Raw genomic sequence first — 24,740 nt, 5'->3', positions numbered from 1 at the left:
AGACCCCTTGAAGACGACGAGGTAGATAGGCTGGGGGTGGAAGTGCAGCAATGCATGGAGCTGACCAGTACTAATCGGTCGAGGGCTTATCCAATAGCAAGTTGTAATTCGCGCGTTTCGTTTCGAATCTAGTTTTCAGAGAACAACACTCTGAAATGTAGGCTACGCGTTTGGTGGCGATGGCGGAGGGGTTCCACACGTACCCATCCCGAACACGACCGTTAAGCCCTCTAGCGCCGATGGTACTTGGACCGCAGGGTCCTGGGAGAGTAGGACGCCGCCAAGCAATAGAAGACACACTTGATGATATCGAGTGTGTTTTTTTTATTTTATTGTAATTCAAAAGTTCCGATTGACTTGTTATATACATAAAATACTGGCGTTCCAATCCTTAAAGCTGTGATACAATAGGTGAGGTCTATATAGAAAACGGAAACACGCATAAGTACGAGGAGGAACAGTGAACACGATGAAATCAGCCCCGTTTATTGCCGTGGAAGGTCCGATCGGAGCGGGGAAAACAACGCTGGCAACGATGCTTTCCCATGAATTGAATCTTCCGTTAGTTAAAGAAATCGTAGAAGAGAATCCATTTCTGGCTTCCTTTTATCAGGATATCGACGAGTGGAGTTTCCAATTGGAAATGTTCTTCCTGTGTAATCGGTTTAAACAATTGGAAGACACGGGTGCTCATTATGTAGAGCAGAATACCCCAGTCATTTCGGACTACCATATTTATAAAAATATGATTTTTGCCGATCGTACCTTAAAGGGAACGAAGCGGGATAAATATCGTCAAATCTATCATCTGTTAACAGATGATCTGCCAAAGCCCAATCTGGTGCTCTATATTGAAGCTGAACTCGATACGTTGATGTACCGCATTAACAAGCGTGGACGCTCATTTGAGCAGGATATGGACCCGGCATATATGGAACAACTCATTGCTGATTACAAAACAGGCATGGACTATCTGGCAAATAGCTCAAATCCGCCAGTAATCATTAAGGTCAATGCAGAGCAACTCGACTTTGTGGAACATCCTGAACACTTCAGGCAAATTGTTAATCACGTAAAGGAGTATATCATATGAATAACTATGGCATTCCAACGAATGCATTAATTACGGTAGCAGGTACGGTTGGAGTGGGTAAATCCACGTTAACGGCTGCGCTTGCACAGCGTTTGAATTTCAAGACTTCTCTGGAACAAGTCGATCATAATCCATATTTGGAGAAGTTCTATCATGACTTCGAACGTTGGAGCTTCCATCTGCAGATTTATTTCCTGGCAGAGCGCTTCAAGGAACAGAAAAAGATTTTTGAACTGGGTGGAGGATTCGTACAGGATCGTTCCATCTATGAAGATACGGGCATTTTTGCACAAATGCATGCAGATCAAGGAACCATGTCTGCTACAGATTTTGAGACATACAGCAGTTTGTTTGAAGCGATGGTAATGACACCGTATTTCCCACATCCAGACGTGCTAATTTATTTGGAAGGCAGTCTGCCTTCGATTTTAAACCGAATTACGGAACGCGGACGCGAGATGGAGATTCAGACGGATCGTTCGTACTGGGAGCACATGCACGAGCGCTATTCCGTGTGGATTGATCAGTTTACGGCTTGCCCTGTGCTGCGTCTGAACATTGATGAGTATGATGTACATGATCCGGCATCGGTGGATGCCATTTTGGCACAGATTGCAGCTGTCATACAGCCTTCCAAGGAAGTACAAAGGTAAGATAGAGCGAGCTTTCCGATATAGTATTCTGGGTTACATTGGTGATATCTATGATACAGATATGGACAACATCCCTTCTACGGCGATTATGCTGTTGGAGGGATGTTTTTTTATGTGCGAAGGGAATGATTATGAGATGTATGTGGACAAAACTAAAATGATATATTCGAGCGAATAAGGAAATGGATGCTTAATATATCTTTTCTATTATGTAAATACATGGTCACCAAAAGTAGAAAAATGTTGAATAATAGGTCTTTTTGTGGTTTCATAGGAAAGGTGAATTCTGGAAAAGAAGCATATGCATGACTCAGGAGGGAAAGACAACGTGGAAGAGAAACAAGGAGTTAAAATCGGTATGCCCATCATTGGTGGCTTAATTGCAGCCATTCTGGGAGGCATCGTATGGGCAGCTATTGCTGCAATGACCGAGTATGAGGTGGGATTAATTGCGATTTTGATTGGAGCGCTCACGGGCTACGCAGTTGTGTTGTTCTCCAATAAACGAATTGCGACGGTACATAAGATTATTGCCGTACTGTTTGCGCTCGTCGGCATTTTGTTGGGGAAATATCTGACGGTGGTTTATTTTACTTCGGAACTGTTTGGTGATGTAAGCGTGATGGAACTTGTGTTTGATAGCGAGATGATCAGTGCATTTGCAGAAACCTTCCAGGACTACTTCAGTCAACCGATTGATTTGTTATTCATTGTGCTTGCGATTGTGTCTGCATGGCAGATTCCTGGCCGGATGGCGAGAACCAGTCTAGCTACGGATGCATCTTCATCGGATCACGCGCCAAGAGCTTAATCGGATAGACGGTAGACGCTTGGCAGCAAAATGAAGAACGTTTGACAGAAGAAACTTCACGCTCATCATCCTAAGCACTTGTGAAAAGGTTATATCGAAGGACTGGGAGCAGAAGAAAAACGTAGTAAAGAGCATCTGCTTTAAAAGATATTTATAAAGTACTCAGAGTGAGCAGCAGTTAGGCATGTTCACATTGCGGCTGAGTTACTTGCATACATAAAAGGGACGATACGCCTGAGGGTGTACGTCCCTTTTGTGTATCCACCAGGTAGGAGGTGGGATATTGCTCATAACTGATGTAATAACTCGGATCGATTTAAATTGTATACTTAGGTAACCCTAGTAAATATCCAGCATGTTCATAAGGTTAATTACAAGAATGATATGGTCACCCCAGGAGGTAGGTTCAAATATCCGAATGGCCATTTACAGCTATAAAGCTGATGATGAGAGATTACTTTTACCACTAGAGGACAGAGCTCTAAGTTCCAGATTATCGTTTAAAGCGCATATCTTACGGCAATTAGAGTTAAATAATACTGTATGTGGTTGAAGACAGGGCTATATTATTTGTTTTGGTCAGCAAATACAGCCATAGCATCTCTCATAAATACTGCCAAACCATCGCCAAACTGATCAATATTACGCGTGAAGCGTTCATCGTCTACGTACATCTGACCAAGTCCTCTAAAGGCCTCAGGTGAGTAGCTTCCCATTTGGTTTAGCCAAGTGTACCACTCTTTAATGCCTGCCTGTGCCTCCGCAGACGCTGGTTCTGTGTGACGAAGTGAAGCCAGATGTTTGTAGATTTCGTTCATTTGATCGGATAGAGCTTTCTGATCCGTGGTTGATTTACTGTGGAGCTTCTGATTTGCCTGATCTACGGCTTGGTCTCCCCACCGTTCACGCGCTTCCTGTTCATACGGATTCTGGCTAAAATCAAATCCTTCGAATTGTTCTTTGGCTGTCATTTTAATTTCTCCTCTCACGTGTAAAACCGTTCTATCAATGGTAGCAATCATCTGGTCCAAGCGTTGGCGCTTCTCCAGTAGTATAAGTCGATGCATTTTAAGTGCTTCTTCCGGATTGAAGGAGGGGTTGGTTATAATGTTTTTGATCTCCTTCAGAGAGAAGTCGAGTTCTTTGAAAAACAATATCTGCTGCAACCGTTCCAGGTTGGCATCTGAATATAATCGATACCCGGCAGAAGTCACTTCGTCCGGGGTTAATAGTCCGATCTCATCATAATGATGCAGTGTGCGCACACTGATCGAGGCAAGTTCGGCAACTTCTTTTACCTTCATGGCCATGTGTTAAACCTCCTTACAACACCGATTGTATAGTGTCACGTTACGTGAGAGTCAACCGTTGAAAATGAAAAAACAAGATGCGAGCATGGAAGCTGCATCTTGATCATGGATTGGTGAATAGATGTGACTGGATATGACTAAATTATTGTATCATTCAGTCACTGTAGGGGAGCGGACGCGCTTCTAAGTCGAAGACATAGACTGCCGCGCCGCAGGGGGATTGTGCGCGCCTCCTCTGTTATGGAGAGGAGCGTGAGCGGTTGTGGGCTGCACCATGTATGCGGTGCAGCCCACGGGGCTGGCAGTGCAGGGAGAGCAGGGCTACGCCTGCATCCCGCGCACTGCCGCAGCGAACTGCGCAGCCGCTGCGCGCACATCGGCCGCGCCCGCGATGGCGGAGATGACGGCTACGCCGTCGGCTCCAGCCGCCATCACGGCGGCCGTGGTATCGGGCGTAATGCCGCCGATACCCACAATCGGAACTGCGATGCCTGCGGCGCGCAGTTCCGCCACCCCTGCGGGGCCCAGCACAGCGTGGGCATCCGCTTTGGAGCGCGTCGGGTACATGGGCCCGACGCCAAGATAGTCGGCGCCCGCCTGCACGGCACGGCGCGCCTCTTCCACAGAGTGGGCGGATACGCCAAGCATCCGCCCATCTCCAATGCGGGCGCGTACCAGCGCCGCGTCCGCATCATCTTGGCCGACATGCACGCCGTCGGCCTCCACCGCTACAGCCAGCTCCACATCATCGTTCACGATGAACGGGACCCCGTGCTGGCTGCACACCTCGCGAAGCCGCATCGCAAGCGTTATGCGAGCTTCGTGAGCCAGGGCGCCAGTTCCCTTTTCACGGAACTGAAACAGCGTAATGCCGCCAGCAATGGCCTGGTGCAGCACTTCCACAGGGTCTTGCGTTGTATTAACGCTGCCCATCACCAAATACACCTGCATCGCGCGTTGTACCGCTTCTGCATCCCAAGAGCGCATCACTGCTCACCCCGCTGTCTGCGCTGATACGCAAAATGATTCGTCGGCCCATGTCCGGCCCCAATCCCCAGCTCATCTTCGATGGCCGCCTGAATGAATGCTCGCGCAGTCGTAACGGCAGCCAGAACAGGTGAACCCTTGGCTAACTCTGCGGTGATCGCAGCAGAGTATGTGCATCCCGTTCCGTGTGTATGACGTGTTACCACACGAACATTCTCCAGATAATGAAAAGACTGCCCATCGTAGAGCACATCCACGATCATGCCACTTCCTTCATCATGACCACCTTTGACCAAAGCATACGTTGAGCCCATCTGTACAATCCGTCTTGCGGCTTCTTCCCGCTGACTCAGATTCGTGATAGACATCTCGGTAAGCAATTCCGCTTCCGGAATATTAGGTGTTGTGATCAGGGCATGGGGCAACAGCTCCGTAACCAACGCCTGTACAGCTTCCTGCTGGAGAAGGGGGGCGCCACCTTTGGCGACCATCACAGGGTCGATGACCAGATTTGACCAACGGTATTGCTGCCATTTCTCAGCCACTAGACGAATAATCTCGGCACTATATAACATGCCGGTCTTCGTTGCGATTGGTTGAAAGTCTTCGCCGGTCGAGTCCAATTGCTGGGCAATGCCATCGTAAGGGATGGGAAAAACGCCCTGCACACCTGTGGTATTTTGGGCAGCAATAGCCGTGATAACGGTCATGCCGTATACCCCAAGTTCCTGGAACGTTTTCAGATCGGCCTGAATGCCTGCGCCGCCCCCGTTATCAGAACCTGCAATGGTTAGAGCTTGAGCAATGCTCATATTGCACCTCCACGGATCTGACGGATCTGTGCGCGTTCTGCCAAAAGGTCGGGTGTTACTTGTGCCAGTTGATTCAACAATTCAATCTGAAAGCTGCCCGGCCCCTGATGAGCTGACCGCTCTGCCGCCAGTTCAGCTGCTATACCATAAAACGCAAGCGCTTCAACAACACTGCCTAGAAGATCGGCTTCCGATTCCGCTATGGCTGTAAAAGCACCAATCACCGAACTTAGCAGACAACCTGCACCCGTGACCTGAGTGAGCAGGGCATGTCCATTACTCGTGAGGAATGTGGATTGTCCATCAGTAATGATATCTTCTTTCCCGGTAATGACCACGACACAGCCAAGCTTATGCGCTGCCCGCTCGGCAATGCCGATCCGATCACCTTCACCTGATCCTGCGTCCACGCCTTTAATACTCCAACTCTCACCGATGACATTAGCGACCTCCGCCACATTGCCGCGCAGTACCGTGAGGCGAAGCTCACGAACGAGCATCTGCACGGTTTCCGTGCGATAAGTGGTTGCGCCTGCGCCGACGGGATCAAGCACCACAGGCACGTGATGCGCATTAGCCGATTGGCCTGCCAGACGGATCGCCTGAACGACTTTGTCATCGAGTGTACCGATGTTGAGTACCACAGCACCTGACATCTTGGCGACATCAGCGACCTCTTCATGAGCATAGGCCATAAAAGGGGACGCACCTAGTGCAAGCAGGCCATTGGCTGTGAAGGGAGCCACGACAAGGTTGGTGATATTGTGTACCAGCGGATTTTGCGTACGAACACGTTCCAGATAAGACATATAATTTCCTCCTTGTTTTGAAGTAACCCCATCGGCGGAAGTCCGATATCTGGAGTCACTCAGCAGAATAATAGGATATGAGTCTCCTTGTTGAGTAGGGGCGCAAGTATAACAACAGCCAGATGCATTAATACAGGAAAAGCAGAAACGTAAAATCTAAAACAATTTCATAACTCCCTAAAAATGGATTTTTGTAAATGGATATAGACAAATTGAATCATTTTGATCTATATCCAGCCTTGATTGAAACAGCTAAAAGGTGGATCCGTATAAAATGTAAATTCGCGAAAAGCAACAGTACAAATACGAAACAGTAAAAAACGAAACAGTATAAAAGACAGAATAAAGAAAGTGGAGCCATGGTATGTCTCCAAACTCAGGCAAGCGATACGGTGATGGACGTTAGCGTTCAAAGAGAGTCCTAAAGCCCAGGATGTCGATACCCGACTGATCGGGGCGCGAAGGTCACACGATGTTTCTAAAGAACACAGGACGTCTTATATGGCTGTCAGATCCTCCTTATGAAATGTAAGGAACACAGGACACGTTATTTCCCAAATTCCCCTGACCGAAACACTATAAATTGCTATTTTTTCCGATATAACATGTCTCAGGTTCCTTAGATTTCTTCAACCGCTCCAAATCCTTGAATAGGGCGCCTCAGATTCGTTAGCGCTCGCTCCATGTTCTACTCTGGGCATATTAGGGCGCGATTCAGCTCATGGTAGGCTTGAAGATAGGCGCAAATTTACATTACCAAATACATATCAACAAGCTACCCAAACGCATATCAAGCCACCAAAACGCATATCAAGCTGCCCAGGTGCACATCAAGCCACTTAGGATTGTTATAAATTCTGATCCTCGGATGCTTGCTTAGGCCAATTCCATTTCACAAACCTTCATGCATCAGATCCTACGTTTTTGCTAACTTTGCTTTCAATCCCCTTGCGTTCATTCACTTTTCCTTCATTCACTTTGCTCTCTTTTACTTACTCTCCTTGCAGATTAATAAAAGCATCCTCGGCTTTCACCGATTCAGGAATCAAATCCTGTTCAACGAGCCATGCGCGTACATTCTCCCAGGACGCCATTTCCTGCCGACCAAACATCTGACCATCTTCATTCATAAGTGGCAGTAAAATATCCAGGCTTTTGGTTTCAATCTCCGGGTCAAGCGGAGACGTTTCATTCTCATGAGCGAGCAGAATATTCAAGGCTTCTTCTGGATGCTCCGTTACATATTTCTGTCCTTCCTGGACCGCTTTGACGAACCGGGTAAGTTGGTCTTTTTTCGCTTCAATGCCAGCTTCACTCGCAGTCAGGACCAATTCATAATAATCAGGCACACCATAATCGACGGGGTTAATGGATTTCATGGCATGTCCTTCTTTCTCCAGAATCAGTTGCTCATGGTTAATAAAACCACCCATAATTGCATCCGCCTGTCCGGAAGCCAGCGAAGGAATCAGATCGAACCCAACGTCGACCAAATTCATGTTGTCGGGGTTGCCGCCATCCTTGCTAATCATCGTACGAACCATCGCTTCATACAGCGGAATCGAAGAATAACCGACAGTTTTCCCTTCAAGACCTTTGGGTGAGCTCACGTTGCCATTTGCTTCGGTCAACAGATGCACAAGCGGATGGCGAACAACAGCAGCAATGGAACGTACAGGAATGTTCTCACCACGAGCGAGCAAAATTTGGGGCTGGTAGCTTAGAGCCAAATCAATTTTTCCAGCAGCAACAAGTTTGAGTGAATCATTGGTATCCGCAGGCATCTGAATTTCGACATCGAGACCTTGATCTGCAAAGTATCCTTTTTCCTGAGCAACGTAGATGAAGGAGTGTACTGCATTCGGGTACCAGTCGAGCATGATGGACAGTTTATCTTTGGCGTCTGATGTTGGCTCGGTTGCAGACATGTCTGTCTGTTGTGCATTGGTTGCAGAGTCTGTTGTTGGCGTGTTTTTGCTAGTATTCGTGGTGCTGCATCCGCTAACGATCAGCAAAAGGCTAATGAGCATGATGGGAAGCAGGGAGTATATACCTTTGTTATTCATAAATGAAGTTCCTCATTTCATCGTTTTGGTTTGTAGAAAATGGACAGCAGCATGTTAACGGACAATGTGACAATGAACTGATTGAAGATGCTGCTGAAATTGTGCATAAGGTATGTTTTGAAGATTGTAACTCCTGTATTTACCTCTAATTTCTGTCTAAGTATTATCCAACTTTTCTTTTGCCTCCATGACGATGACGCCGTATGCTAAACCGTTTCTCCAGCCAGGCAATCAGTACAAACAAAACGATCCCAAGTAAGGATAACAGCACAATAGCAGCAAACATCGCATCCGTGTTCATGTTGCTGGACATGCGGCGGCTGAAGTATCCGAGACCTTTGCTGCCACCGAGCCATTCGCCAATCGTTGCCCCAACCACGCAGTACACCACAGACATCTTTAACCCCGAGAAAAAAGAGGGAAGTGCCAGCGGAACCTGGAGTTTGCAAAAAATATCCCACTTGCTGGCGCCCATGGTGAGCAGCAGTTCACGCTGCTCTGGATCGCCTTGGCGGAGTCCATCGTAGGTACTGACCACAATGGGGAAGAATGCGATTAAGAATACCACCGCGACTTTGCTCCACAACGTGTAACCAAACCACAGGATAAATACGGGGGACAGGGCAATCAGCGGTATGGTCTGACTGATCACGATGAAGGGATACAAGGCCTTTTCAATCGATCGGTTCATATGCATGCCTGTCGCTAGCGTAATTCCGGTCACTATGGATAATCCAAAACCTACGGCAACCTCCATAAAGGTTGCAGGCAGATGGATGGTCAACAGCAGATGACGATGCTCGACCAGTGAGCCTATGATGGCCGTGGGTGCAGGAATGATGAAGGAGGGCACCCATTCCATACGCACAATCACTTCCCAGATCGCCAGTGATAAGAACATGAGCATAATAAACAAACCATATTGGGAAAACGACCTCGAGAGCCACTTTGAACACCACGTCCAAACGCTAACCTCAGCTCTATCAATTTGCATGCAATTGTTCCTCCAGTTGTTGCCTCATCTGCACGAGAGCCAGTTCGTAGATCATGTCCGAATGCCTTGGGCGTGGTAAGGGAACCGTCATCTCCCGCAACTGCTGGCCTTGCCCCCCTGGAGTTAACAGAATGATACGGTCACTTAACAGCAGGGCTTCTTCGATGTCATGTGTAATGAACAGCACGGTTTGGCCAAAGCCCTCCCACAGCTCCAATAACCAGCGATGCATTTGTCGTTTGGTTAAGGCGTCGAGTGCACCGAAGGGTTCATCCAGCAACATGAGCTGCCCGCCTGTAAGCAAGGTACGCAGCAATGCCACCCGCTGCCGCATGCCGCCGGATAACTCATCTGGATAGGCCTGCTCATAACCGGACAAGCCGAACCTTGCCAATCCTGCGATGATATCGGCTCGTAGTTTGTCCTTGTCCTGTCGGCCTGGTGCCAGCTCGGCAGGCAGCATGCAGTTCTCCATGACGGTACGCCAGGATAACAGCAGGTCTTTCTGCGGCATATAGGCGACTCGTCCGAGCCGTTGTCCTTGCGGTACATCAGCAATATCGATGGTGCCGACGGTAGGCTCATGCAAGCCTGCGAGCAGCTTGAAAAGCGTGCTTTTACCTGATCCGCTTGAGCCGATGAGCGAGACAAATTCCCCTTGTTGAACCTGAAGCGACACATTGGAGAGTACGGGGGAATCCATTTTTTCCGGAAAAGCGAAGCTTATGTTGTGAATGGTTACATGGTTGGTCATCTGATCCTCACCCCCTTGATATCAGACTGCTGGAATAACAACGGCATCTTGTGCTTTGCAGAAGTAACATAAGAAAAACGTCTATCGACGTACTTTTCGAGAAGACAGACCGCGTTTAGCTGAAGTGGTTTTTACGATATCGATTGATTCAGCTTCGCTGAAAACTTATAAATCTACATAAAAAAGACCCACCCATTTCCGGAGAAATGAGTGGGTCTGTAAGTTAAATTCGCAATTTATCTTCACATACATTGAGAAAATTCCGCTTACTAAAAGGCCGCTCCACTTCCCTCCGCTGGTATGATCCAGATCAGGTTCAAAGGGTCCGAATAAGTCATATTCGTCTCAGCCGCAAGGCTCCCCTAGTGCAAAAGTTCAAGATATGCAGTTGTGTGTTCAGCATATATCACTTGAACATGAACTGTAAAGAGGCAGCATGATAACTGAACAATTTACCTCGGCTCAGGAACCCGATATAATAAGGATGGCCCGTATTGGCCGGATCACAAAATGCAGGTGGGATTGTTCTCCCTCCTAGGCAGAATGGGGACCCGAGTTGAAAACGTTCAAAAAAGTATATATTGAGATCACGAGTATCTGCAATCTGGCTTGCAGCTTCTGTCCGCAGACACAGCGTGCCAAAGGATTCATTGACCCTGAAGTCTTCAACAATATACTGGAACAAGTTAAACCACACACCAATCATATTTATCTACATGTCAAAGGCGAACCCTTGTTGCATCCCAAAATAGATCTGTTACTCGATTCCGCACATGAGAAGGGACTCAAGGTGAACATTACAACGAATGGTACACTGCTGCCCAAGACTCAGCATAAATTGCTTGGCAAACCGGCGCTGCGACAGATGAATTTCTCCCTGCACAGCTTCGATGGGCATGAAGGTTCAACCGACCGTGACGGATACCTGCGTCATATTTTGTCCTTTGTACACGAGGCCGTTAAGCACAATGTCATCATTTCATTCCGACTGTGGAATCTGACGCAGGATAACTTCACAAATGCTCAGATGAATCGAAATCGGGAGACCCTTGAAGTATTGGAACGTGAGTTCAATCTGGACTTCTGCATTGAGGAAAAAGTAGTTCCAGGCAGCGGGGTCAAAATTGCCCCGAATGTATACCTGAATCAGGACCATGAGTTCCAGTGGCCAAGTCTGGATGCACCTGAAGATGACGGCAAAGGCTTCTGCCATGCATTGCGTGGTCAGGCAGCTGTGCTTGTGGATGGAACGGTGGTTCCATGCTGTCTCGATGGCGAGGGTGTAATTAACCTGGGTAATGTGCACGAGAAGTCATTCTCGGAGATTATTGAGGGTGAGCGAGCGAACAATCTGGTATATGGCTTCTCCAGGCGGGAAGCTGTGGAAGAGTTGTGTCGAAAGTGCGGTTATCGTCAGAGATTCGGAGCCTGATATCTTATATCAGCAAGCCAGAAGACATTCAAGATCACACATTTGGAGATAAATGTTGTGGTCTTTCTTTGTTATCGGGGATTAAAGTTAGGGATACAAACGTTACAAATGAGCATACCTGAGGTTGATATCAGCATATTGCTTGAGGGACCTGGTATGCAAAAAATGCCGATATGACAGGGATTGTGCGATGTCATGATATATCTGATCTAATGATTATTCTAGTTACCTTCCTTATTTGGTAGGATTAGGTTGTGAGTTGGGCAGAGGTGCACCTCTGGCGAACTTCCAGTACAAGCCCAGACTTGTACACTACCAAAAAACGAGAGAATAAGGGAGGAATTAAGTTATGAAAAAAATATTGACGTTGTTGCTGTCCGCTGGTTTGGTTGCTTCTATATTTGGTGCCGTTCCGGCTGCGGCTGCACCTACCGTTGTAAATTCAACCATTGTGGTTCCAAAGGGCACGACCTATGACGGCCAAGGTAAAACATTTGTAGCCAATCCTTCCACACTGGGCGACGGATCTCAAGCTGAGGGTCAGAAACCAGTCTTCCGCCTGGAGGCAGGGGCCACACTCAAAAATGTAAATATTGGATCACCTGCTGCCGATGGTGTTCACTGTTATGGTAGCTGTAATATTTCGAATGTAGTCTGGGAGGACGTGGGCGAGGATGCTCTGACATTGAAGTCCGCCGGAACGGTTAACATTACCGGTGGGGCAGCGTACAAGGCCTATGATAAAGTGTTCCAGATGAATGCAGCTGGAACAATTAACATCAAAAACTTCCGTGCGGATGATATTGGCAAACTGGTTCGCCAAAATGGTGGAACTTCCTTTGCAGTTAACATGACGCTGGATAACTCCAACATTTCCAATGTGAAAGATTCGATTATGCGTACAGACAGCAGTACATCACAAGGCAAAATTACGAATACCCGTTATTCCAAAGTACCAACGTTGTTCAAGGGGTTTGCTTCAGGAAAAACGAGCCAGTCTGGGAACACGCAATATTAGACAGGAGATTGGATCCCTGGAGTTGGTAAAAGTTTAAGCTTTGCTTGTAACTCGAAGTTAAAATATAACGCCAAAAAGAGCGTCCCAAGGTCATTGCCACAATGACTTTGAGTGCGCTCTTTGTAATGCAGATGTCATAGTATAGTTTTGCTGAGTGATGTTTTATAGAGGATGCTCAAATTATTTCTCTCCCGGAACTTCAACGATGACTTTGCCTTTCTCGGGGACAACAGAACCGGTATCAATAGAGCCCAATTTGTTCATGATTTCGTAAAAGGTTTCTTCAAGCATGCGAGAGTACTTGAATGATACGAGTGTTTGACCTGCTACGGAAGGACGAGTCCCTGCTTCAGCAACGGCTTTGGTTTTAATAAAGAACAGGTCACCGATGGTTCCGGCACTTTTGCTGATGTTGGCCTGCCACTGTAGCAAGGCACTTCCATTTTTAAGGATATAATAACTGATCAGATCGTTATCCTCAACAACGAAGAAACGATCTTTTTTGTCTTGTTCAAAAATGTATTCAATGGATGAATCCACCGGACCCAAAGGGTTGCGAATGTCCAGACGTGCTTGTCCCAGTTCAGAAAAGCGGGGCAGATGCAGTGCGGCTTCACGCGCCACAGTCAGATCGGAACTGTTATATTCTTTTACAATCGTAGCATCGGTAGTGTAAATGTAGGCTTCCTTGGCCTTCTGGTTCCACTGCACCTTGGCACCAAAAGCTTCACCGATGGCACGGAGCGGAAGCATCGCTTTACCATTCACCAAAATCGGCGCGGAGGATAATGTCGCATTCTGACCGTTTTTCTTCATTGTTTTGCTGTTAGGTGTAAGGACATACTTATCGCTGCCTGTGTTAATGCTGATCTCTTTTGTTTTGTTATTGTAACCAAACGTATAGTTGCCGAGGAATTGAAGCTCCGTCAATGCCACGTACGTAATACCCTGCCGTATGACAACATCATATTGAGCTTGAACATTGTTAATATAAGCTGTCGGTTTAGGTTTGGTTGCTGCGGCTTCCGCCACAGTGGATGAGAGTAAGGCAGGTGCCGTGCCTGCGGTGAGTATCGAAGCGGCAAGGACCATTTTCCATGTTTTAAGCTGCCAAACAGAGTTGTAATCTTTCATCACTATCAATCTCCCTTCTAATGTTTAAGACGGACTACATAACCTAAATGTTTCATATTATGGAAAGTGAACCATCCGATGTCCTTTTCCCTGTTACCCCAAATAAAGCTTTTTCTAGGGATTGCCACAAATACCCATCTGATGTACATTAGAAGCAATGAAATAAGTGAACCGGGAGCTCAATGAAGTTGGGCTGAGAGAGTGGCCTTGTGCCGCTGACCGTACATCTGATCTGGGTAATGCCAGCGTAGAGAACATGGATTTGCGATATGTAAGGGTGAATTGTGGGAATGAACGTGGATGAACAACAGACCTCTTTGAACTGTGGTGATGTATCTGCCAGGGCGGAGGGGTGCTGGTTGATATTCCGTATTTATTTTCGACATCCATCCATTACATCATTGTGAGGATTGTACACTGTACGTAAGGCCTGCCCGGAACCGGGGAGGCTTTTTCGTTTATTTTTTAGAGGTTGTTCAAAAAGTCTGCTTTTGACTACGAAGGGTGCCTGACGGCATCATCAGCATCGAATATGGAATTTATCCCATCTTCTTGGTACTGAAAACCAGTCTTTTTGAACACACACTTTTACAACCCCCACAGGGAACAAAGGAAGGACGTAGAGAACATGGCAACAACAGCAGGCAACAAGCGATTGAAACTAACGGATATTCTGGTAACCATCGTGATCGCAGTGGTGTTTGGGGTGATTTACAAGATATGGGGACCTACATATGACTTGATGAAACCATTTGGCGTTCATGCGGAGCAGATGATCTACGGCATGTGGTTTATGGCGGGCACGTTTGCTTTTGTTATCATTCGTAAACCAGGCGTGGCTATTCTTGCTGAAGTTGCGGCTTCAACGGTAAGTGCTTTTCTGGGTAGTGAATGGGGCATGTCCACACTTGTATACGGTCTGTTGCAAGGATTGGGAGCCGAGATATTCTTCGCCGCATTTTTGTATCGAAAAACCAATCTGTTTGTCACCTGTCTTGCAGCCATAGGAGCCGCAGCGGCTTCGCTTTTGCTGGATTATCAATACGGGTATATTGATTCACTCTCGGCCTGGAATTATACGTTATTTATCGGATTCCGCTTCATTGGAAGCATCTTGATTGCCGGAGTGTTTGCTTATTATCTCGCCAAAGCATTGGAACTGACCGGTGTAACACGCTCCCTCAGACCGGTATCCAAACAGGATTATGAGGCGTTGGATTAGATGAGCGGAGAGGGGAATTCGCAAGCGGTAAGTGTGACAAATCTAAGATGCAAGTTCCCGGGAGAGAAAGCCTTGGTATTTCAAGGCTTGTCTCTTTCTGTGCGTCAAGGAGAGAAAGTGCTGTTGCTTGGCCCGAGTGGCTCCGGTAAATCGACGTTATTGCAAATTCTGAGCGGTCTGATACCACGTTCGGTTGAGATTCCGATGAAATGTGATGATATTCAGGTTCCCGCCAAAGCAGGAGTGGTCTTTCAAGATCCGGATACCCAGTTCTGTATGTCCTTTACGGATGAAGAGATCGCATTTGTTCTGGAAAACCGAAATATTCCGCGTGAAGAGATGCCTACTCTAATTGAATATTATCTGAAACAAGTGGGGTTATCCTTTGAACAGAATCGTATATTGATCCAGTCCATGTCTCAGGGGATGAAGCAGCGTCTTGCGATTGCTTCGATGCTTGCCATGGACCCGGAGGTATTGTTTTTGGATGAACCCACTGCACTGCTGGATGATGAGGGGACTTCCCAGGTGTGGGATACCGTCAAACGGATCGCCAGTGACAAAACGATCATCATTGTTGAACACAAAATTAATGAGATTGTGGATATGGTCGACCGAATTATTGTGTTATCACCTGAAGGAAAGATCGTGGCGGATGGGCCAGCACAGCAGGTATTTACGGATGAACGGTGCAAGCTGAAGGCTTATGGAATCTGGTATCCGGGTGTGTGGGATGAGCACGAGCAGGCAGCTAAGGAAGAAGAGGGAAGTGCTTTTGGAGAGCTTCAAGTGTGTGTGGATCACGGCATCTCAAACTTGGAAGCACAGCAACCGTCTGGCTTATCCGATACACCGGGTATATCCCCCATATCTCACGTCTCATCCTTATCGCCTGTATCACCCACCTATCAGCCTGCACTGGACTTGAAGCAGTTCACCGGATGGCGTGGGAAAACACCCTTCATTCAGGTGGAGCAGGCCGAAGTATGGCATGGAGACTGGATTGGTATTGTCGGTGCTAATGGAGCTGGAAAGAGTTCATTGTTGTTATCTCTGATGAATATCCTGAAAACAACTGGTCATTATGAGGTTGAAGGCCAGCCTTTTGGCAAAACGGAGCAGCTTGCAGATCAAATCGCGTTTGTATTTCAGAACCCGGAGTTTCAATTTGTGACTAACACAGTCGCGGAAGAAGTGGAATTCTCATTGCTGGGGGGCAGGCTTACAACGGAAGAAAGACTTGTCAGGACTGATCATATGTTGAATCAATTTGGACTAATCGACCTCTCCGAGCGCCATCCCTACCAATTATCGATGGGGCAGAAACGACGCTTAAGCGTTGCCTCTGCACTGGTGAGAGAGCAGCGAATACTGCTGTTGGATGAACCTACTTTTGGACAGGATGCCCGCAATACGTTTGCCATGTTAGCACAGCTGGAGCAATTGCGGAGAGAGGGAACAGCTATTGTTATGGTTACCCATGATCGTGAAATTGTCAAAAGATATTGCACCCGAATCTGGACGGTAGATGAGGGGAGGTTATCTGATGCAACTGTCGTTTCCTCACCGTGAAACCTGGCTTCATAACGTCAATCCGGGATTAAAGATGATCATTCTGACGATGATGTTTGTCATCGTTATCCTTATTCACAATCTGAATGTAATGGCCAACGTTGCGTTGGCGATGATGTTGTTACTGTGCTGGACAGGTCATCCGTGGTATAGATTGATGCTGTACGCATCACCATTCATTCTGGTGTTTATCTCCACGTCTACAGGCATGATGATGTTTGGTAAGGGCGAGACCACATGGTATAAGTGGGGACTGATCCACATAACCGAAGAGAGCTTTTATCGCGGTCTACACTTGGGTTTTCGCTCGCTGACTATGGCAGCGGCTGGGTTACTCTTTGGTCTTACGACGAAGCCGGTACGGCTGTTTTATTCCCTGATGCAGCAATGGAAGCTTCCTGCAAAATATGCCTATAGCTTTCTGGCCGCGATGCGCATGATCCCGATTTTGCTGGATGAATTCCAGACGCTCCGTTACGCTATTCGTATACGTGGAACACGGCAACGTGGCTCTCGCTGGAACGTGTATGGTACACTCAAGCGTTACGCTATTCCGCTGCTGGCACAGAGCATTCGCCGTGCACAGCGAATGGCGGTAGCGATGGAAGCGAAAGGGTTCATAGATGGCGCGAGCCGCACGTATTACATTCAGATTGGCTATTCGCGAGCTGATCTGTGGTTTGTATTTTATTATATCCTCACCTTAACAGCTGCTTATTACATCGGGGTTACCTTTCCTTATCATGCTACGATGGTGGATGTAAGGTAATACGGGGAGATAGAGAGAAATATATTGAGGTAACCGGTAACTTTTTCCTGTTTACGGCGTCTATATGGAAATAACTTCTAATGGATGGGGATGAACGAGAGTGAAGACGGGTCCTGACTGGCAGAGAACGGGGTACAAATGGATTACCATGACTGGATTATCAGCTATGCTGTTGACGGGATGGATGCTGCTGGATTCCAAAATGGTCGCCTTTGGAGGACAAGCTTTGGCTACAACGCCACAAGCCTTGGGTGCAAGTTCCCAAGCCTCATCAACACAGTTGGCCTACAAACAAGGAGATACCGTTACACTCATGAATGACATACCTTTGTTCAAAAACAGAAGGGACGGCAGTGTGGCTGCTGACCAGCTGGGGATTGAATACTACACAACAAAAAACGAAAAGTATACGTTGGCCTCGGTTCGAGGCGAGTGGGTGCAGCTTAAGTCAACCGATCATGGAGACTTCTGGCTGCCAAGTTGGTATGCACTGAAGGAGAGCAGAAGCATGATGGAAACAGCTCCCCAAAGCTTCACACTCCAATCAGGCAGTAAGCTGTATCTGGCTCCAGATAGTTCTACAACCTGGTCTTTTGAAGAAGCGCTAACGGATAAGGCTGTTATTGTTGCAAAGTGGAAAGGATGGTATGGGGTCTCCATTGCCCCACGAGTCTGGAATAAAGAATCCTTCACGTATCGGCCAGGACTCTTCTGGATCAAGGCACAGGCTATAGAACAGCGGATGAATGTGGCGGATGGTTGGTTCCAACAGGATGCATCGGTGCCAACTTCGGTTATACGCCATCTGGCAGATATTAAGCTGAACAAGGCAACCACCTCCAAACAAGTGGCTGGGTGGTTAGGCGAGCCGGATTGGAAAGAGAGTTCAAGCAATCTAAATTTCACGGGTTATTCAATGAGTATTGGACAGACCTGGAGATATGAGCGGGAAGATGCGCAATTTCTGGTCACATTCAACAAGAATGGCAGACTGGTCAGAACACGCTGGAATTTAGCACAGGATAATCGAAATGCTGTTGTTTCCGATTGGAACATCAGTCGGGCGGATGAATATGGGTTCACAACAAAAATCTATGGCACAACACTGCCAACGACAATCCCTTGGAAACCGGTATGGACCAACCAGGGGGATATTAACTACACTTTTTTACAAGTAGCCACGGATGATGTGCTCCTGATGAAAGGGGATGACGGTGGATTTAGCGGGGATTACTACGAAGGTTCCATATATGCCCTTGACCGACATTCCGGCCAGCAATTATGGGGGATCAATGGGGGCTTTGGAAGACAGCAGGCAGAGGTGGATGCAGAGCGTAAATACGTTACAATCTACACCGATTATGACCCTGATAAGAAAAAATACGTGGATCGTATTCGTCATCTGAACTTGAAGAACGGAAAGGTCACATGGACGTACACTCCTAAGCAAAATTTTAGACTAAATGGCATCACCGCTGCGAAGAACGTTGTGGTTGTGGATAACCCGGTTGTTGAGAGCTCAAGCAACAGTTGGTTAACGGTTCTGGACAGTGCAAACGGAAAAACATTGTGGACGCGAAAACTGGCTACGGGTTATGAATTATTGAACAAGAGTGCAGATGACCCCTATGTGTTGTATTGGGAAAAGAATAAGCTGGTTGCAGTCGATCCGCAATCAGCGCGAACCGTATGGAGCTTAAAGGGCAAACGATCCACCATAGAACAATTTTGGAATGATCCATATACTGGTGGAATTGAACGTCTTGATCCCTTTGCAACCACGAATGCTGAAAGATGGCTATCACTAGATAATCAGTGGTTTCTGCTTGATCTGAACACGGGGAAAAAGCTTGCCCAATTTCCTGCTCGGGTAGGACAGCGATTTGAGGAGTTGAATGATGGCATGCTGTTGATCCGTGAGAACAAAAACGGAAATCATTACGGCGAATATGAAGATTTTACAACCATCCTGTATGATGCCAAGACAGGCAAAACACGCTGGACACTCAAGGGCAAGATTGAACGAGGACTGGTGGAAGAGGATCAGTTGTATGTGATTAAGAATGGCTACCCGGCGGCTGTGGATTATAAAACGGGGGAGACGCGTTGGAATGCCAAAGATACGATTGCAACACTAAGGCATCCGACGAATCAGGGAAGTTATCTGGTCATTGATGATCAGTTGCTGTTGCCCATGGACGAGAATTTGCTCGTAATGAACAAAAAGAATGGAGCACTGTTAGGTCGTGTACATGATGTTGTGATGGGAAACCCGGAGCATCGCGACCGGGATGCGAAGAATGGAACGATCAACCGGATCGACAATGAAGTGTACGTGGGTTCGTCCAACGGACGTTTTCGTGTATATGAAGCCAGCCGCCTACAGGAGGCAATCTCACCTTAAAAGCTTGTCTCATCAGGGATGTTGATTTATTATAAATGAACAGGATTGCTCGCGCTCCGGTTATCGGCTGTGCGGGCTTTCTTCATGTGTTCTTGAAGAACCATGCATGATCATTCACGGGAGGACTCTCCATGATCTCATTATATGGTGTAAGCAAACGTTATAACGAGCGCGGTTCCCGTGCAGATCAGGGATTCGAAGCATTAAGCTCGGTGTCCCTCGAAGTGGGACAAGGCGAAATACATGGCATCATAGGTTCGAGTGGCGCAGGCAAATCCACGCTTCTGCGGATGCTCAATGGTTTGGAAAAGCCGGATGATGGTGAGGTTGTTGTGAATGGGCAGCACCTGACTCAGATGAATGAACAGAGTCTGCGTCAGGCAAGAAGATCCATTGGCATGATCTTTCAACACTTCAATCTGGTCAGTAATCGAACGGTGAGTGGCAATGTCTGCATGCCATTGGAACTGGCGGGTGTATCTCGTGCGCAGCGAGTTAAACGTGGACTTGAGGTACTGCGGTTTGTTGGACTGGAAGACAAGGCAGATCAATATCCTGCTCAGCTTAGCGGAGGACAGAAGCAGCGTGTGGCGATTGCACGAGCGCTGGCCAGTCGTCCGGATGTGCTGCTCTGTGATGAACCGACCTCTTCGCTTGATCCACAGACCACGAACGGTATCCTGGATGTGCTACGTCATATCAATGAAACGCTGGGCGTGACCATTGTTGTAGTGACGCATGAGATGGAAGTGGCTCGCAGACTATGTCACAGGATATCCGTCATGAAGGATGGGCGGCTCGTTCGTACGTTGTCTAAAGCGGAAGTGAGCAGTATCCCTGCTCCGCAGCCTGATCTGCTGACCTCCTTGCTTGCAGGTGACGAATACGGGATGGCAGGTTCGTCTTTGTTCCGTCAGGCAGAACAGGAGGACAAGTCATGAAGTTACCTGAGTCTGTGCTGAAGTATCAGCATGAGATATGGCAGGCGATCGGAGAGACTTTTGTCATGGTGGGCATCTCCATTGCGGCAGCTGTTCTGATCGGGTTACCTCTTGGTACACTGCTGTACTTATTCCGAAGAGGACAACGGTATCAGAATCAAACGCTGTCCTTTGTACTCGGCAGTGTTGTCAACATCGTTCGTTCGTTTCCGTTCTTACTGCTGGTTGTATTCATGATTCCATTCACACGGATTGTCGTGGGAACGTCCATAGGTACGCTGGCGGCAACCGTGCCACTCTCGGTTATTGCGATTGCCTACTACGCCAGACTGGTGGAACAAGCGTTGCTGGATGTACCGAGGGGAGTAGTTGAAGCTGCTGCTTCCATGGGGGCATCGACGATGCAACTTGTGGTGAAATTCTTGTACGTGGAGGCACGATCTGGCCTTGTACTGGGACTCACGACAGCTACAATTAGCTTCATCTCCTACTCGACGGTGATGGGCATTGTAGGTGGCGGAGGGGTTGGCGATTTTGCCATTCGCTACGGTTATCAGCGCTTCGAAACGGAGATTATGGTATTTACGATCATCATTATGATTATCCTGGTACAGATGATCCAATTCACAGGCAGCAGACTGTCCCACTGGCTGGATCGCAGATCTTAAGCGGATGACAGAGCAGTATCAAGAATAACCAATACAGATTATACGATGAGGGGTAGACATGAAATGAAAGCAAAAATGATGATGCTTATGTTGCTTGCAGTAATGCTGGTTGTAGCTGCTTGTGGCAAAAAAGAAGAAACACCTGCGGCTGAAGGAACGAAGGAAGACACACAAGCTGCACAAGAAGTTACGCTGAAAGTAGCTACGTTGATTCCGCCGATGACAGATGTGCTGGATATTGTTAAACCACTTTTGAAGGAAGATGGCGTCAACCTGGAAGTTGTTGTGTTGTCGGATAACGTTCAACCAAATACGGCACTCGCGAATAAGGAAGTGGATGCAAACTTCTTCCAACACGTGCCTTACATGACTCAGTATAATGAAGCGAACAATGCCAATCTGGTGGCTGTACAGCCTATCTATAATGCCATCTATGGCGGCTACTCCAAAAAGTACAAAACGATTGAGGAATTGCCAGAAGGTGCAACGATTGCAATTGCAAACGATCCTTCCAACATTGGTCGCTCTCTTGTGATGCTGGAGCAGAACGGATTGATTAAGCTGAAAGAGGGCGTAGGTTTTAACGCCACACAGGCAGACATCACCGAGAATACAAAGAACTTCAAGTTTGAGGAAGTGGACTTGTTGATGCTGGCTCGCATGATGGATGATGCTGATCTGGTAGCCATGACACCTGCATATGCGAGTCCGCTCGGTCTTACACCGAAAAAGGATGCACTGTTAACCGAGAAGGATGATTCCCATTTTGCGATTACCCTGGTTGCTCGTGAGGATAATAAGGATTCCGAAGCGATCCAGAAGCTGGCTAAACGTATGGCGGGTCCAGAGGTCAAAGCTTTCTTCGAAGAGAAATACGCAGATATTGCGATCCCGGCATTTAAATAGAGAATACGTTGGTCCAATGTAAATAACCTTTAGATCTGAGCGATAACGCTTGGATCTTTTTTTTGTCATCTGCATGCTTATTAATAAGTATTTAGAAAGTTAACAATTTGGTCATATCCCCGGAACACTTTATTTAATAGTTTTTTCGTATAATTTGTTTGAAAATAGTTCTTTAGGATTATAAATTAAGAGATTTGTTCGAGTTTCTTAGTGTAAAAAGTGTTTTTTACAAGAAGTGAGACCTAGTTTTTTTAAAAGATGGTTTACAATCTATGAGAGCTTTACAAGAGCTAGATCAAGTAAATCTAAAATTAATCTGGAAGAGGTAGAGAAATTTGTCCCAAAAAAATAGCAAATCGAATTGGTTCAACAAGATGCATAATAACTTTAAGACGAAGTTGATCGTGTCCTTTATTGCTTTCCTGGCCATTCCATCGTTCAGTATTGGAGTTTTATCGTATAACAGTGCAAAAGATGAAGTGGAGAAGCAAATTTTACATAGTGCGATGGAAAACGTGAACCTTGCCAGTGCAACGATTGATCTTTCGATCAATGCCAAGCGGAATCATATTGAATACTATGCGAATACACTTGCAGAGCAATTACGTCAAGATGATGCTGAGGTTCGGGTTGTGAACGAATTGAAGGGGTACGCTGCACAGAACACAGATATCATCACCATAGGTGTGGGCACAGAAGCCGGTGTGTATCTGATGTCCTCTGATGCAGAGATGCCCAAGGATTACGATCCCCGAGTAAGACCATGGTATACCGAAGCAATGGGAAATCCAGAGCAGGTCATTGTTACAGACCCTTATATTTCTGCCGAGACAAACGAGATCACCATCACCATCGCCAAGGCACTGGAAGACCAATCTGGTGTGGTCCAATTGGATCTCAATCTGGCGGACATTAGTCAATTGGTTAGCGGAATTAAAGTAGGAGAAAAGGGACATCTGATTCTGCTGGATGCCAGCGAAAAGTATATCTATCATCCGACGATGCAACCTGGAACAGATGCAACAGAAGATTTTTGGACACAAGTGTATACGAATGAATCCGGTAACTTCAACTATACCTTTGATCAGGTTGATAAGGTCATGTATTACGCCACGAATGCATCCACGGGATGGAAGGTTGCAGGTACCATGTTCTCTTCTGAAGTAGAGGATGCGGCTGCGCCTATTCTGAATCGAACAATTATGGTGATCGTTTCCTGTCTTGTCATCGGAATTTTGATCATCTGGCTGGTGATGCGATCGATTGTTAAACCGATTCGTCAGTTGAAGGATCAGGCGATTCAGGTGAGTGAAGGGGATCTAACCCAGACCATAACAAGTACAAGCCATGATGAGATTGGTGAACTGAGTGATGCCTTTGGCAAAATGCAGCACAATCTGCGTGTGCTGATTCAAAATGTGGAGAACAGCGCCAGTCAGGTAGTCATCTCATCGGATGAAATGACTCAGAGTGCGGAATCAACCAGTGCAGCCAGTGAGCAGGTAGCGCGAGCCATTCAGGAAATTGCGAGTGGAGCGGAGAAACAGACCGAAGGTATTGAACATAACCATCAGGCCATGAATGAAATTACGATTGGGATTACAAGAATCGCCGAACGTTCCATACATGTCGCTGATTTGGCGAAACATACAACCGTACAAGCAGAAGAAGGTGGCAACACCGTCAAGCAGACGGTGAGTCAGATGCAATCGATTCAAGAGACGGTAGAACAGACAAACCAATTGATTCAGGCGTTATATGAACGATCACACCAAATTTCAGCGATCACGGAGTTAATCGGAAATATAGCCAAACAGACAAACCTGCTCGCGCTGAACGCATCCATTGAAGCTGCACGTGCAGGTACACATGGCAATGGATTCGCCGTTGTAGCAGCAGAGGTTCGCAAGTTGGCAGAGCAATCCGGGCAGTCCGTCAATGAAATCACCGTGCTGACTACGGCGGTTCAGGAAGATATGGCTGCTTCCGTTCGCATGATGGAGAAGGTGACTTCAGAGGTTGGAGAGGGCATGGACATCTCCACAGAAGCGATTCGGAAGTTTGAACGTATTCTGGATAGCATGCGGGAAACGACACCTCAGATTGAAGAAATTGCTGCCACGTCGCAAGAGATCACAGCAGGTGTACAGGAAGTATCTGCTGTATCCAATGAGTTGGCAGGCATTGCGTCAGGCAACGCCGCAACTTCCGAAGAAGTGGCCGCTTCCTCAGAGGAACAACTGGCAGCGATGGAGCAGATTTCTTCATCGGCTCGTGGCTTGTCTACCCTGGCTGAAGAGCTGCAGCGCCTGATTAGACAGTTTAAGTATTAAACGGGATCGTAGAAGAGAGTATCACACAGCGACAGCATCATATCATGTTTCA

21 protein-coding genes, 2 rRNA genes and 2 riboswitches are annotated in these 24,740 nt (G+C 47.1%); of the genes, 15 read left to right on the top strand and 8 right to left on the bottom strand.

The window, feature by feature from the left end; translation table 11 throughout:
* The 5 genes from BLS69_RS19365 to BLS69_RS19345 all read left to right on the top strand — a co-directional run.
* Positions 1-94 (top strand): 23S ribosomal RNA (locus BLS69_RS19365); the annotation flags it as partial.
* A 75-nt stretch (positions 95-169) separates the two neighbouring features.
* Positions 170-286 (top strand): 5S ribosomal RNA (gene rrf, locus BLS69_RS19360).
* A gap of 183 nt (positions 287-469) precedes the next feature.
* Positions 470-1,093 (top strand): deoxynucleoside kinase, encoded by a 624-nt coding sequence (locus tag BLS69_RS19355; protein ID WP_091034729.1) that lies wholly within the window; start codon positions 470-472, stop codon positions 1,091-1,093.
* A complete protein-coding gene (locus BLS69_RS19350; protein ID WP_036672670.1) occupies positions 1,090-1,746 on the top strand; it encodes a deoxynucleoside kinase in 657 nt (218 codons plus the stop codon). Before BLS69_RS19355 ends, BLS69_RS19350 begins: the two co-directional genes overlap by 4 nt.
* A gap of 328 nt (positions 1,747-2,074) precedes the next feature.
* Complete coding sequence (locus tag BLS69_RS19345) at positions 2,075-2,557, top strand: hypothetical protein (RefSeq protein ID WP_240768242.1); 483 nt, start codon at positions 2,075-2,077, stop codon at positions 2,555-2,557.
* A 566-nt stretch (positions 2,558-3,123) separates the two neighbouring features.
* Here BLS69_RS19345 and BLS69_RS19340 read toward each other — a convergent pair.
* From BLS69_RS19340 to BLS69_RS19310, 7 genes are all read right to left on the bottom strand, one after another.
* Entirely contained in the window at positions 3,124-3,867 is a 744-nt protein-coding gene (locus BLS69_RS19340) for a MerR family transcriptional regulator (RefSeq protein ID WP_091034724.1), read from the bottom strand.
* A gap of 321 nt (positions 3,868-4,188) precedes the next feature.
* Positions 4,189-4,854, bottom strand: a complete 666-nt coding sequence (thiE, locus tag BLS69_RS19335; RefSeq protein ID WP_091034721.1) for a thiamine phosphate synthase — start codon at positions 4,852-4,854, stop codon at positions 4,189-4,191.
* Positions 4,854-5,666 carry a bifunctional hydroxymethylpyrimidine kinase/phosphomethylpyrimidine kinase gene (thiD, locus tag BLS69_RS19330; RefSeq protein ID WP_091034718.1) on the bottom strand — a complete coding sequence of 271 codons (813 nt, stop codon included), beginning with the start codon at positions 5,664-5,666 and terminating at the stop codon, positions 4,854-4,856. The genes thiE and thiD overlap by 1 nt, the downstream gene beginning before the upstream one ends.
* Positions 5,663-6,475: a hydroxyethylthiazole kinase gene (gene thiM, locus BLS69_RS19325; RefSeq protein WP_091034716.1), complete on the bottom strand. Its 813-nt coding sequence runs from the start codon at positions 6,473-6,475 to the stop codon at positions 5,663-5,665. Before thiM ends, thiD begins: the two co-directional genes overlap by 4 nt.
* Positions 6,476-7,467: 992 nt before the next feature.
* A complete protein-coding gene (locus tag BLS69_RS19320; RefSeq protein ID WP_091034713.1) occupies positions 7,468-8,541 on the bottom strand; it encodes an ABC transporter substrate-binding protein in 1,074 nt (357 codons plus the stop codon).
* 163 nt (positions 8,542-8,704) lie between these two features.
* The gene (locus tag BLS69_RS19315) at positions 8,705-9,535 is read right to left on the bottom strand and encodes an ABC transporter permease (protein WP_091034710.1); all 831 of its coding nucleotides are present in this window, start codon (positions 9,533-9,535) and stop codon (positions 8,705-8,707) included.
* The gene (locus BLS69_RS19310) at positions 9,525-10,289 is read right to left on the bottom strand and encodes an ABC transporter ATP-binding protein (protein WP_091034707.1); all 765 of its coding nucleotides are present in this window, start codon (positions 10,287-10,289) and stop codon (positions 9,525-9,527) included. Before BLS69_RS19310 ends, BLS69_RS19315 begins: the two co-directional genes overlap by 11 nt.
* A 270-nt stretch (positions 10,290-10,559) precedes the next feature.
* Positions 10,560-10,663: riboswitch (TPP riboswitch) on the bottom strand.
* A gap of 182 nt (positions 10,664-10,845) precedes the next feature.
* Between BLS69_RS19310 and BLS69_RS19305 the strand changes: the two genes are divergently transcribed.
* Both BLS69_RS19305 and BLS69_RS19300 read left to right on the top strand, forming a co-directional pair.
* Entirely contained in the window at positions 10,846-11,721 is an 876-nt protein-coding gene (locus tag BLS69_RS19305; RefSeq protein WP_091034703.1) for a radical SAM/SPASM domain-containing protein, read from the top strand.
* Positions 11,722-12,070: 349 nt separating this feature from the next.
* The gene (locus tag BLS69_RS19300; RefSeq protein WP_091034701.1) at positions 12,071-12,739 is read left to right on the top strand and encodes a pectate lyase; all 669 of its coding nucleotides are present in this window, start codon (positions 12,071-12,073) and stop codon (positions 12,737-12,739) included.
* Between the two features lie 180 nt (positions 12,740-12,919).
* On the opposite strand, the gene BLS69_RS19295 is transcribed toward BLS69_RS19300, so the two are convergent.
* Positions 12,920-13,873 carry a copper amine oxidase N-terminal domain-containing protein gene (locus tag BLS69_RS19295; RefSeq protein WP_091034698.1) on the bottom strand — a complete coding sequence of 318 codons (954 nt, stop codon included), beginning with the start codon at positions 13,871-13,873 and terminating at the stop codon, positions 12,920-12,922.
* Positions 13,874-14,033: 160 nt separating this feature from the next.
* Positions 14,034-14,144, top strand: a riboswitch (TPP riboswitch).
* A 357-nt stretch (positions 14,145-14,501) separates the two neighbouring features.
* On the opposite strand from BLS69_RS19295, the gene BLS69_RS19290 reads away from it, so the two are divergent.
* The 8 genes from BLS69_RS19290 to BLS69_RS19255 all read left to right on the top strand — a co-directional run bounded on the left by BLS69_RS19290 (position 14,502) and on the right by BLS69_RS19255 (position 24,688).
* Complete coding sequence (locus tag BLS69_RS19290; protein WP_036672660.1) at positions 14,502-15,095, top strand: ECF transporter S component; 594 nt, start codon at positions 14,502-14,504, stop codon at positions 15,093-15,095.
* Positions 15,096-16,667, top strand: a complete 1,572-nt coding sequence (locus tag BLS69_RS19285) for an ABC transporter ATP-binding protein (protein WP_091034695.1) — start codon at positions 15,096-15,098, stop codon at positions 16,665-16,667.
* Positions 16,642-17,436, top strand: coding sequence for an energy-coupling factor transporter transmembrane component T family protein (locus BLS69_RS19280; RefSeq protein WP_091034693.1), 795 nt, complete (start codon positions 16,642-16,644; stop codon positions 17,434-17,436). Before BLS69_RS19285 ends, BLS69_RS19280 begins: the two co-directional genes overlap by 26 nt.
* Positions 17,437-17,536: 100 nt before the next feature.
* A complete protein-coding gene (locus tag BLS69_RS19275; RefSeq protein WP_091034688.1) occupies positions 17,537-19,840 on the top strand; it encodes an outer membrane protein assembly factor BamB family protein in 2,304 nt (767 codons plus the stop codon).
* Positions 19,841-19,971: 131 nt separating this feature from the next.
* On the top strand, positions 19,972-20,781 hold the full coding sequence (locus tag BLS69_RS19270; RefSeq protein ID WP_091034685.1) for a methionine ABC transporter ATP-binding protein: 810 nt from the start codon (positions 19,972-19,974) through the stop codon (positions 20,779-20,781).
* Complete coding sequence (locus BLS69_RS19265) at positions 20,778-21,449, top strand: methionine ABC transporter permease (protein WP_091034683.1); 672 nt, start codon at positions 20,778-20,780, stop codon at positions 21,447-21,449. Before BLS69_RS19270 ends, BLS69_RS19265 begins: the two co-directional genes overlap by 4 nt.
* Positions 21,450-21,494: 45 nt before the next feature.
* Entirely contained in the window at positions 21,495-22,355 is an 861-nt protein-coding gene (locus BLS69_RS19260; RefSeq protein ID WP_091034682.1) for a MetQ/NlpA family ABC transporter substrate-binding protein, read from the top strand.
* Positions 22,356-22,729: 374 nt separating this feature from the next.
* Complete coding sequence (locus BLS69_RS19255; RefSeq protein ID WP_176872869.1) at positions 22,730-24,688, top strand: methyl-accepting chemotaxis protein; 1,959 nt, start codon at positions 22,730-22,732, stop codon at positions 24,686-24,688.
* Positions 24,689-24,740 lie beyond the last annotated feature (52 nt).

It is taken from the genome of Paenibacillus sp. CF095, from assembly GCF_900101225.1.
Lineage (GTDB): Bacteria > Bacillota > Bacilli > Paenibacillales > Paenibacillaceae > Paenibacillus.
This window is presented reverse-complemented; position numbering and strand designations above follow the sequence as displayed.